The organism is Actinomycetospora atypica, from assembly GCF_042653685.1.
In the GTDB taxonomy this organism is placed as follows: domain Bacteria; phylum Actinomycetota; class Actinomycetes; order Mycobacteriales; family Pseudonocardiaceae; genus Actinomycetospora; species Actinomycetospora atypica.
The window spans coordinates 49101-57730 of record NZ_JBHSIV010000032.1 but is presented as its reverse complement, the minus strand read 5'-3'; the positions used below and the strand labels follow the sequence as shown (position 1 = coordinate 57730).

General features: G+C 74.6%; 11 protein-coding genes. 7 read left to right on the top strand and 4 right to left on the bottom strand.

The features are described 5' to 3' along the window. Positions 1–190: hypothetical protein (locus ACFPBZ_RS23590; RefSeq protein ID WP_378038555.1), on the top strand; the 190-nt coding region annotated here is incomplete at its 5' end. On the opposite strand, the gene ACFPBZ_RS23585 is transcribed toward ACFPBZ_RS23590, so the two are convergent. Beyond that, positions 179–1537, bottom strand: a complete 1359-nt coding sequence (locus ACFPBZ_RS23585) for an FAD-dependent oxidoreductase (RefSeq protein ID WP_378038554.1) — start codon at positions 1535–1537, stop codon at positions 179–181. The two genes, ACFPBZ_RS23590 and ACFPBZ_RS23585, sit on opposite strands and share 12 nt — an antisense overlap. A 187-nt stretch (positions 1538–1724) precedes the next feature. On the opposite strand from ACFPBZ_RS23585, the gene ACFPBZ_RS23580 reads away from it, so the two are divergent. Next, a complete protein-coding gene (locus tag ACFPBZ_RS23580; RefSeq protein WP_378038553.1) occupies positions 1725–1958 on the top strand; it encodes a hypothetical protein in 234 nt (77 codons plus the stop codon). A 4-nt stretch (positions 1959–1962) separates the two neighbouring features. Here the strand turns inward: ACFPBZ_RS23580 and ACFPBZ_RS23575 are convergent, their stop codons facing one another. Continuing rightward, complete coding sequence (locus ACFPBZ_RS23575) at positions 1963–2679, bottom strand: class I SAM-dependent methyltransferase (protein WP_378038552.1); 717 nt, start codon at positions 2677–2679, stop codon at positions 1963–1965. A gap of 166 nt (positions 2680–2845) precedes the next feature. Here ACFPBZ_RS23575 and ACFPBZ_RS23570 point away from each other — a divergent pair, with 166 nt between their 5' ends. Next, the gene (locus ACFPBZ_RS23570; RefSeq protein WP_378038551.1) at positions 2846–3112 is read left to right on the top strand and encodes a hypothetical protein; all 267 of its coding nucleotides are present in this window, start codon (positions 2846–2848) and stop codon (positions 3110–3112) included. A gap of 42 nt (positions 3113–3154) precedes the next feature. On the opposite strand, the gene ACFPBZ_RS23565 is transcribed toward ACFPBZ_RS23570, so the two are convergent. Beyond that, a complete protein-coding gene (locus ACFPBZ_RS23565) occupies positions 3155–3361 on the bottom strand; it encodes a DUF2795 domain-containing protein (RefSeq protein WP_378038550.1) in 207 nt (68 codons plus the stop codon). A gap of 52 nt (positions 3362–3413) precedes the next feature. Between ACFPBZ_RS23565 and ACFPBZ_RS23560 the strand changes: the two genes are divergently transcribed. Then, positions 3414–3848, top strand: coding sequence for an HAD family hydrolase (locus ACFPBZ_RS23560; protein ID WP_378038549.1), 435 nt, complete (start codon positions 3414–3416; stop codon positions 3846–3848). 13 nt (positions 3849–3861) lie between these two features. Then, a complete protein-coding gene (locus ACFPBZ_RS23555; protein ID WP_378038548.1) occupies positions 3862–5190 on the top strand; it encodes a DNA polymerase IV in 1329 nt (442 codons plus the stop codon). Between the two features lie 90 nt (positions 5191–5280). On the opposite strand, the gene ACFPBZ_RS23550 is transcribed toward ACFPBZ_RS23555, so the two are convergent. Further along, positions 5281–6474 (bottom strand): epoxide hydrolase family protein, encoded by a 1194-nt coding sequence (locus ACFPBZ_RS23550; RefSeq protein ID WP_378038547.1) that lies wholly within the window; start codon positions 6472–6474, stop codon positions 5281–5283. 142 nt (positions 6475–6616) lie between these two features. On the opposite strand from ACFPBZ_RS23550, the gene ACFPBZ_RS23545 reads away from it, so the two are divergent. Continuing rightward, on the top strand, positions 6617–6889 hold the full coding sequence (locus ACFPBZ_RS23545) for a hypothetical protein (RefSeq protein WP_378038546.1): 273 nt from the start codon (positions 6617–6619) through the stop codon (positions 6887–6889). Between the two features lie 30 nt (positions 6890–6919). Then, on the top strand, positions 6920–8563 hold the full coding sequence (gene mdlC, locus ACFPBZ_RS23540) for a benzoylformate decarboxylase (protein ID WP_378038545.1): 1644 nt from the start codon (positions 6920–6922) through the stop codon (positions 8561–8563). Positions 8564–8630 lie beyond the last annotated feature (67 nt).

The following is an 8630-nucleotide window of genomic DNA, read 5'->3' as shown; positions in this document are numbered from 1 at the left end:
GGGCCACCTCGAGGTCGGCGCCGCCTCCGCCGACCCCGCGGTGGCCGACCGGGCCGCCCGGCTCGCGGACCGCGCCCGCGCCGTGCTCGAGCGTCGCGAGCTCGCCGCCGTGCCCGCGCAGCGAGCCGGCCGGACAGGACGCGATGGCGCCGGACGCGGAGTGGTGCTGCGGCTGCTGTCAGGCGCGTGAGCGGATCAGGTCGAGGAACGCGGCCCGGTCGACGAGCTTGACCCGCGGGCGCCCGCCGCCGGACCCGGCACCGCGCTCGTGGGCGTCGATGGCCTCCCAGCCGTCGAGGTCGACCAGGTCGGTGCACCGCTGCGAGAGCCACTCCTCGACGTCCTCCGGGGCCGCGATCGTCGCGCCGTCCCGCACGCCGGTCGACAGGTCGGCGAGCAGCGTGCGGACCGTCTCGTTGGCGTCCTTGCGGTTGGTCCCGATGATCCCGGTGGGACCGCGCTTGATCCAGCCGACCACGTACTCGCGGTCGCGGCCCTCGATCCGGCCCTCCGCGTGCGGGATCGTCCCCGACCGCTCGTCGAACGGCACCCCGGGCAGCGCCACCCCGCGGTAACCCACCGCGCGCAGCACCAGCCCGCACTCCAGCGTCTCCCGCTCGCCGGTGTCGACGGGGCGCACGCGGCCGTCGTCGCCGGTCTCGAGCCGGTTCACCGACAGCTCGACCCCGGTCACGGGGCCGTCGTCGCCCTCCCCGTCGATCGCGAGGGGGGAGCGCAGGAAGCGGAACTCGAGCCGGCGCTCGGCGTCGGGACGGGGTCCGGCCGCGGCCCACCGGCGGAGGATCTCGACGTTGCGGCGGGTCGCCTTCGGCAGGTCCGCGTCGCCGGCCTCGTCGGGCACCTGGGCCGGGTCGACGACGAGGGTGAGGCCCTCGATCTCGTCGAGCTCGCGCAGCTCCGTCGTCGTGAACGCCGCCTCCACCGGGCCGCGGCGCCCGCAGACGATCACCTCCCGCACGCCCGACGCGGTGAGCGCCTCGATGGCGTGGTCGGCGGTGTCGGTGCTGCGGAGCTCCTCCTCGGGCAGGAGCAGCATGCGGGCCACGTCGAGCGCGACGTTCCCCGCGCCGATCACCACGGCGCGCTCGGCGGCGAGCCCGGGCTCGAGCCCGACGTGGTCGGGGTGGCCGTTGTACCAGCCGACGAAGTCGACCGAGGCGATGCTGCCGGGCCGGTCCTCGCCGGGGACGCCCAGGCGCCGCTCGGTCTGCGAGCCGACCGCGTAGATCACCGCGTCGTAGCGCTCGAGCAGTTCCTCGACCGTGACGTCCTCGCCGAGACAGACGTGGCCGAAGAACCGGAACCCGGGGCGCGCGGCGATCTTCTCGTACTGCGTGCTCACCGACTTGATCTTCGGGTGGTCGGGGGCCACGCCGGCCCGCACGAGCCCCCAGGGCGTGGCGAGACGGTCGAACATGTCGACGCGGACCGGCGGGTCCTCGGAGTCGAGCAGCGCCCCCGCCGCGTAGAACCCCGAGGGGCCGGAGCCGACGATCGCCACGGCATGCGTCCTCATGGACCGATCCTGGCGCGTGGACGCGTGATCCGCACCCCTCCGGGTCGATCAACGGTGGATTCCGCGCCACGCCGACGATCGGGGCGCCCCACCGGGCGGCGCGTCGGAAAACGGCCCTCGATCGGGTCATCACTCCTTCCGGCAACCGCCCTGTGGAGGTCTCCGGGGGGTGCCGACGGAGGGAGTGATGATCAGCAACGGAGTGCCTGCACCGTGGCGTCGGGGACGGGAGGTCCTCGACGACTACGACCGCGTGCTCTCCGAGGAGCTCGCCGACGATCTCGTCAACGAGCTGGCGTGCCTGCGCCCCCGACGGCGCGTCCCGGTCCGGACGGTCGGCGCGGAACCCGCGTGGGTCACGGCCGGGACCAGCCGGCCGCGCCCGCAGCTGCGCGTGCTGCGGGGCGGCCTGGCCGAGTGAGGCCCTAGGCCTTCGTCGCGGCGAGCACCACGTAGTGGAGCTCGTCCCCGGCCATCGAGAGCCGGTGCCGGAAGCGGCGGTGCACGACGGTCGTCGTGTCGGAGCGGGCGGCGACCATCGCCTCGACGTCGGACACGTCGTGGTCGTCGAGGTTGCCGTCCTTGAGAGTCAGGGCGAGCACCGAGCCCGACGGGAACGTCGACCACAGCTCGTCGAGCGCGTCGACCGGCACGTGGCCCTCGCCGACCGCCCCGGCGGCGACGAGCGCGTTGAGCCGCTCCTCGGTGACCAGGCGGGTCACCTCGGCCCCGTCGAGCCGCTCGCCGACCAGGTAGTGGTCGTAGAGCCCCGGGCGGTCGCGGTGGGCCGCGTCGCGGGCCTCGGGGATGCCGTCGGCGCCGACCACCACGGTGGCCCCGCGGGCGCGGAGCTCCTCGCCCACTACGCCGTTCCCGGCGCCGAGGTCGAACACCCGCAGCTGCGCGGGCCCGAGCCCGAGACTCGTGGCCGCCTCGACGGCGGCCTCGGCGACGGTGGCGGGGGAGGCGCACTGCAGCTGGTTCTGGACGACCTCCTCGTAGAGGCCGGGGACCGAGTACACGGCGGCGTAGTCGTGCAGGACGAGCCGCTCGGTGGCGCCGTCGCGGTGGAGGAGGAACTGCTCCTCACCCTGCCGGCGGCCGGGAGTGGGATCGAGTTCGACGGTGAACGCTGCTGCCATGGGGCCCATCGTGACCGGCGGGGCCTCTCCCGGGGCGTGCGATGTGTCGTCCGTCCCGTCGCCGCGTGCCGGCCCTGCCGCCGTCGCGGTTAGGCTGATGCGTCCGATCGGCGCAGGGTCGGACGCTCATCCGGTGGTGTCACCGGGGACGCGGGGAGGAATCGGCGTGAGTTCGTGGGACATCGACGGCCGGAACGTCCGTGAGTCGAGCCGACGCTCGGGTGCCGTGTGGACGTGGCGGTCGGCGGGGGAGCAGCCGATCGACTACGAGATCGAATGGGTGCAGGAGAAGGACGTCTTCCTCTACGGCAGCCGCGTGCGGCCCGGAGGGTGGAGCGTCAGTCGGCTCGATCCGTCGCTCTGGGTGGGGGACGGGACGCTCGAGGGCGCCCGGGAGGTCGTCGAGAAGCGTCTGCCCTCGATGCCGAAGTGACCCGACGACGGATCCGGACCGGATCCGTCGTCGGGAAGGCCCCTACGAGCCGCCGAGCACGTTCGCCTCGCCGAGCTTCTTCATGACGGCGTTCGGGCCGTCGAACTGCTCCTTGTCCATGCCGCGCAGCGTCTCGACGAGCTTGTCGTCGGCGCCGTTCTTGGCGGCGTGGTCGGCGAGCTGGTCGGCGCTACCCGGGTAGTCGAACCCACCGAGGGACTTCTGGACCTGCGTGACGTCGTAACCCATGGGCGGGGGATGGTCCCGTTCGGGCCGGTCCAACCATGCGATTCTGCCCCTCGTGCAGACATGCCCCTGGTCGTGTGTCGTCTGGGACCTCGACGGCACCCTGCTGGTCCGGGGCGGGGTGACGCCGGTCGAGGGGATCGAGGCGGTGCTCGCGGCCTGGGCCGCGGCGGGGGTGGAGATGGCGGTGGCGACGTCGGCGTCCACCGCGCTCGCCCGCGAGGTGGTGGACGACCTGGGCTGGTCGGGGTGGTTCGTCCACGTCGCCGGGTCGGGCCCGGGCGTGGTCGGCAAGGACGCGGTCGTCGCCGAGGCGCTGCTGGGCGCCGGGTGGACCCCGGACGCGCACACGGCGATGGTCGGCGACTCCCCGGCCGACGTGGCGGCCGCCCGCCGGCACGGGCTGACCGCGGTGGGCGTGACGTGGAGCGGCACCCCGGTCGGGGCACTGGCGGGCGCCGACGTGATCTGGAGTCGCGTGCCGTCGTGAGCAGAGGGCCGTCATGAGTGGGGGCCGCTGGGTGGTCCACCTCGACCTCGACTCGTTCTTCGCCTCCGCCGAGCAGCTCACCCGCCCGACCCTGCGCGGGCGCCCGGTGCTCGTCGGGGGCCTGGGGCCCCGCGGCATCGTCGCCGGGGCGTCGGGGGAGGCGAAGGCGTTCGGGGCGCGGTCGGCGATGCCGATGGCGCAGGCCCGCCGCGCGTGCCCGCCCGCCGTCGCCCTGCCGCCCCGCACGGCGGTCTACCGCACGCTCTCCGAGGCCTTCTTCGGCGTCGTCCGGGCGGCGGCGCCGGTGCTCGAGCAGGTCGCCTACGACGAGACGTTCGCCGAGCCCGCCGGGCTCGCGGGCGCCGGTCCCGACGACGTCCGCGCCTGGGCCGAGCAGGTCCGGGCCGACGTCCGCGCGTCGACGGGGCTCGCGGTGTCGGTGGGGGCGGGCTCGGGCAAGCAGGTCGCGAAGATCGCGTCGGGCCTGGCGAAGCCGGACGGCGTGCACGTGGTGGAGCACGGCGAGGAGCGCGCGCTGCTCGACCCGCTGCCGGTGCGGGCGCTGTGGGGGATCGGCCCGGTCGCCGAGACCACCCTCGCCCGTGCGGGCGTCACGACGATCGCGGCCCTCGCGGCCCTGCCGACCCCGGAGGTGACCGCCCTGCTCGGCTCCGCGATCGGGACCTCGCTGCACCGGCTCGCCCGCGGGATCGACGACCGGGCCGTGACGGAGCGCGGCGAGGCGAAGCAGGTGAGCGCCGAGACCACCTTCGACACCGACCTCTCCGACGTCGTCGCGGTCCGGCGCGCCGTCGCCGAGCTCGCCGCGTCCGCCCACCGCCGGCTGGTCGCCTCCGAGCGGGCGGCGCGCACGGTGACGGTGAAGGTCCGCGGCGGGGACTTCGTCACGCACACCCGGTCGGAGACCTCCACGATCGCCTCGACCGACCTGGCCGCCTTCACCACGACCGCCCAGCGGCTCGCGATCGACGCGCTGCCCGACGCCGGCGTGCGGCTCGTCGGGGTCTCCTACGCGGGCCTGACGACGGCGGTGCAGGGGACGCTGTTCGAGAGCGCGGCCCGGGAGGAGGACACGGGGGCGGTCCCGGCGGCCTCGTCGTCGGAGGTTCCCGACGAGGAGCCGGTGCCGGACCGCGCGGAGTGGCGCACCGGCGACGACGTGGCCCACCCGGAGCACGGGCACGGCTGGGTGCAGGGCGCCGGGCACGGGCGGGTCACGGTCCGCTTCGAGACCCGCTCGACGGGACCGGGGCGGGCGCGGACGTTCGGGGCCGACGACCCGGAGCTCACCCCGGCCGACCCGCTGGCGTCCCTGGCCTGACCGGCTCCGTGATGGCGGCGATCGTGACGTCCAGTGTCAGCATGGCCGCAGTGCGGACGCTCGGTGTCACGATCGCCGCATCGTCGAATCTCAGCAGACGACGCCGCGGAACGACTCCCGGAGCTCGGTGACGAACAGCTCGGGCTCCTCGAGCGAGGCGAAGTGACCCCCGCGGTCGAGGACGCTCCAGCGGCGCAGGTCGGTGTAGCGCGCCTCGACCCACGAGCGTGGCAGCTTCGCCATCTCGGCCGGGAACAGCGACACCGCCGAGGGCACGGTGACCGGCGAGCTCCGGTCGACCTGCGCGTTCTCCCAGTACATCCGCGCCGAGGAGGCTCCGGAGGCGCCGAACCAGTAGACGGCCACGTTGTCGAGCAGGCGCCTCGTCGGGACCGAGGGCTCCAGCGTGGCCCCGCCGAACGTCCACACGCCGAACTTCTCCGCGATCCAGGCGAGCTGGCCGACGGGGGAGTCGACGAGGGCGTAGCCGAGGGTCTGCGGGCGGGTGCGCTGCTGGCCCGAGTAGCCGCTGCCGACCTCGCGGAACTCGCGGGCCTGGCGCAGCCACTCCCGCTCCACGGCGGAGAGGTCCTCGTCGCGGGCGCCCTCGGGGCGCCCCGCCATCGGCATCGTCGTGTGCAGCATCGCGACGCGGTCGGGGTGCCGGACCCCGAGCGCGGTGGTGATCATCGCGCCCCAGTCGCCACCCTGCGCGAGGAAGCGGGGGTAGCCCAGTCGCGTCATGACGACGGCCCACGCGTCGGCGATGCGGTCGATGCCCCACCCCGTCGTCGTCGGCTTGTCGGAGAACCCGAAGCCCGGCAGGGACGGCGCGACCACGTGGAAGGCGGGCTCGACGGGGTCGGACGGGTCGGTCAGCGGGCGCACGACGTCGAGGAACTCGACGATCGAGCCGGGCCACCCGTGCGTGATCAGGAGTGGCTGTGCGTCACTACGTAGTGACTGTACGTGCATGAGATGGATGCCCAGGCCGTCCACCACCGTGCGGTACTGCCCCAGGTCGTTGAGCTCGGCCTGCAGGGCCGTGACGTCGTGGTCCTCCAGCCAGGCCCGCGTCAGCTCCGCGACGACGGCGGACGGGATGCCCTGCGACCAGTCCCCGACCGGCTCCGGCTCGGGCAGCCGGGCCCGGCGGAGACGTTCGTGCAGGTCGGCGACCTGGTCGGCCGGGACGTCGAGCTCGAAGGGCACCACGTCCTCGGTCGCGCCGAGCGGAGTGGTGCCGGCATCCGCGGCCGGGTTCCCGGCGTCGCTGTCGACCATGGGGGCGACGCTAACGGCCTCGTCCGGAAACCGCTGTGGCGGGCATCCGGTCGGGTGTCACCCCGACACGCCGCCGGATGGTCCCGGTCCCCCGAAGGTGGCATCTTCCGCCCACGCCGTCACACGGGCCGTCATCGTGGCGATGAACGGAGCGGAGGTGATCATCGTGCTGAACGAACGACCTGCGGCACTGCTGGCGGCAGCCGCGGATCTGGACGAGTGCGACGGCTACGTGGTCCTGGTCTTCGACCCGGAGACGGGGGAGATGGACGCCCACGGGCCCTACGAGGGGTTCGCGGCGACGCTCCGTGCCGAGGAGATGCGGCGCAACTTCGACGAGGACGGACTACCCGACGTGGTGGTCCGGGTGAGCAGGCTGCACCTGCCCTCACGGGTGCCCGCGCAGGCGTGGTGAGTCGGGTCCGGAGGGGGTAGACCCTCCGGCGTGACTCCCCAGGACGCGCAGCGCGGCGCAGGCGGACCCCCGACGACGGTGCGGGACGTGACGCTCGAGATCTTCCGGGCGCACGGCATGACGACGGTCTTCGGGAACCCCGGGTCCACCGAGCTCCCGATGCTCCAGGAGTTCCCCGACGACTTCACCTACGTCCTCGGGCTCCAGGAGGCGGTCGTCGTCGGGATGGCCGACGGCTACGCCCAGGCGACCGGGCGGCCCGCGCTCGTCAACCTGCACACCGCCCCCGGCGTCGGCAACGCCGTCGGGGCGCTGGTCAACGCGGCCGCCAACGGCACCCCGCTGGTGGTCACGGCCGGCCAACAGGTGCGCCCGATGCTCACGCTCGAGGCGATGCTCGCGAACCCGCGCGCCACCGAGCTGCCGCGCCCGACGGTCAAGTACTCGGCCGAGCCGCCGCGCGCCCAGGACGTGCCCGCGACGATCGCGCGGGCGATCCACCTCGCGACGACCCACCCCACCGGGCCGGTGTTCGTCTCGATCCCCATGGACGACTGGGACGTCGAGCTCACCGGCGACGACCTCGAGGTCGCCCGGCGGGCGGCGCAGCGCGTCGTCCGCCACCCCGCCGCCCCCGACGAGGCCGGCCTCGACACCCTCGTCGCAGCCCTCGACGCCGCGTCGGCGCCGGCCCTGGTGGTCGGCGGCGACGTCGACTCCGGCGGCGCGTTCGACGAGGCCGTGGCGCTCGCCGAGAGGCTGCAGTGCGCGGTCTACGGGCCGCCGTCGGACGGCCGCGTCGGCTTCCCCGAGAACCACCCGCTCTACCGCGGCTCGCTGCCCATGGCGATCGCCCCGGTGTCGGAGACCCTCGCCGCGCACGACGTCGTCGTCGTCCTCGGCACCGCGGTGTTCCGCTACTACCCCTACGTCCCGGGCGGCTTCCTGGCCGAGGGCACGGTGCTGCACCACGTGACCTCCGACCCCGACCAGGCCGCGCGCGCCCCGATGGGCGACGCGCTGGTGGCCGACCCGGCGACCGTCGTGCGGGCGCTGCTCGAGCGCGTGGCGCCCGGCGACCGCGCGGTCCCGGGGTCCGCGCCGACCACGACCGCCGCCCAGGCCTCGACCACCCCGGGAACTCTCACGCCCGAGGAGGTCTTCGACGTGGTCGGGGCCGTGTGGCCGGTCGACGGCGTGGTCGTCGACGAGACCCCCTCCAACCGCGCCGCCCTGCACGCGCGCCGCCCGGTGCAGCGCCCCGGCTCGTCGTTCTTCACGACGTCGGGCGGTCTGGGGTTCGGGTTGCCGGCGTCCGTGGGGGTCGCCCTGGCCGACCGGTCCCGCCCGGTCCTCGCGGCCATCGGCGACGGCTCGATGCAGTACGGGATCCAGGCGCTCGGCACCGCCGCCGCGCTCGGCGTGCCGGTCACGGTGCTCGTCCTGGAGAACCACGAGTACGCGATCCTCAAGTGGTTCGCCTCGCGGGAGAACACGCCGAAGGCGCCCGGGCTCGACCTCCCGGCCGTCGACTTCGGCGCCCTGGCCGCGGGCTACGGGGTGCCGGCCGAGTCGGTGTCGACCGCCGAGGAGCTGCGGGCCGCCCTGCAGCGCGGGCTCGACTCCGACGGGCCGCTCCTGATCTCGGTCCCCCTGGGCCGCGCTTCGGGCTGACGGTCCTGCGGCCCGAGTGGCAGCAATGGCACATCGCTGACATCTGACGTCAGCGATGTGCCATCGC

What these genes read in the sequence shown, in the direction of transcription:
- ACFPBZ_RS23550 (WP_378038547.1), bottom strand. Translation starts at nt 6,474, where the DNA reads ATGGTCGACAGCGACGCCGGGAACCCGGCCGCGGATGCCGGCACCACT.
- ACFPBZ_RS23575 (WP_378038552.1), bottom strand. Translation starts at nt 2,679, where the DNA reads ATGGCAGCAGCGTTCACCGTCGAACTCGATCCCACTCCCGGCCGCCGG.
- ACFPBZ_RS23555 (WP_378038548.1), top strand. Translation starts at nt 3,862, where the DNA reads ATGAGTGGGGGCCGCTGGGTGGTCCACCTCGACCTCGACTCGTTCTTC.
- ACFPBZ_RS23585 (WP_378038554.1), bottom strand. Translation starts at nt 1,537, where the DNA reads ATGAGGACGCATGCCGTGGCGATCGTCGGCTCCGGCCCCTCGGGGTTC.
- ACFPBZ_RS23580 (WP_378038553.1), top strand. Translation starts at nt 1,725, where the DNA reads ATGATCAGCAACGGAGTGCCTGCACCGTGGCGTCGGGGACGGGAGGTC.
- ACFPBZ_RS23565 (WP_378038550.1), bottom strand. Translation starts at nt 3,361, where the DNA reads ATGGGTTACGACGTCACGCAGGTCCAGAAGTCCCTCGGTGGGTTCGAC.
- ACFPBZ_RS23545 (WP_378038546.1), top strand. Translation starts at nt 6,617, where the DNA reads ATGAACGGAGCGGAGGTGATCATCGTGCTGAACGAACGACCTGCGGCA.